Annotated in this window: 1 protein-coding gene and 1 pseudogene; both read left to right on the plus strand. The window is 70.6% G+C overall.

Going from position 1 to position 1,067, the window contains the following annotated elements:
• Positions 1-478 precede the first annotated feature (478 nt).
• Positions 479-799, plus strand: a complete 321-nt coding sequence (gene mihF / locus QH283_RS06635) for an integration host factor, actinobacterial type (protein ID WP_011210150.1) — start codon at positions 479-481, stop codon at positions 797-799.
• Positions 800-806: 7 nt separating this feature from the next.
• Positions 807-1,067 (plus strand): annotated as a pseudogene (locus QH283_RS06640) (guanylate kinase); the annotation flags it as partial.

Consider the following 1,067-nt stretch of genomic DNA (forward strand, 5'->3'; position numbering starts at 1 on the left):
CCCGGGCCCCCGGGGGCCGGGCCGGGCCCCGGGGGCGCGCGGGCCCCCCGCCCGCGCCCCTACCCACTACCCCCCGGGGGCCCTTGGCCGGGGGTTTGGCCGCGTTCGCCCCCGGAATGAGACATGTGTTCGATGCGACACGCGGGGAAAGTGCGCGACACGCGGGCGAAAATCAGAAACTTCCTGGTCGGAGGGGTGCGGTTTGCTCGCCCGCGCCCGCGCTCGGTCGCTATCCATCGGCTAACTCGTCCCTCGAACAGAAAATCGCAGGTCGGAGCGTTTTCGTGGTTTCGCGGAGTACGATCACGACGGAAGCCGGTGCGTCGCGCGCATCCCGCGCCGCGCCCCCTTACGGCATGCGGAATCATGCGCTGACCTGGGGGGTGGGTTAGCAATCGGCGGACGTCGTGGGTACGGTCGCTGGAGCCGTCGGCTCTTCGACGGCTTGATCAGCAATGAACGATGAGACGGAGGAACCGTGGCCCTTCCCCAGCTGACTGACGAGCAGCGCGCCGCTGCTCTGGAGAAGGCGGCTGCCGCTCGCCGCGCTCGGGCAGAGCTCAAGGAGCGCTTGAAGCGTGGCGGCACCGACCTGAAGAGCGTGCTCGCCGATGCCGAAACCGACGAGATCCTCGGCAAGATGAAGGTGTCGGCGCTGCTCGAGGCCCTGCCCAAGGTCGGCAAGGTCAAGGCGGCCGAGATCATGAGCGAGCTGGAGATCGCCCCCACCCGCCGTCTGCGCGGGCTCGGCGATCGGCAGCGCAAGGCGCTGCTGGCCCGATTCGACTTCGACGCCTGACGACGAGGTGGTCGAACACACGCGGAAGGGCCGACTGGTAGTCCTGGTCGGCCCCTCGGCCGTCGGCAAGTCGACGGTCGTGCGGTGCGTGCGGGAACGCCTGCCCGAACTGGTCTTCAGTGTGTCGGCGACGACCCGGGCCCCCCGGCCCCGGGGGGTCGGCGGCCGGGGCGACCGGTTCGTGACCAGGGGCGGGTTCGACGCCATGATCGAGGCCGGTGGACTGCGGGAGTGGGGGGTGGTCCACGGCGGGCTGGAACGGTCGGGG

The sequence above is a fragment of the Nocardia farcinica genome, from assembly GCF_029867845.1.
In the GTDB taxonomy this organism is placed as follows: domain Bacteria; phylum Actinomycetota; class Actinomycetes; order Mycobacteriales; family Mycobacteriaceae; genus Nocardia; species Nocardia farcinica_A.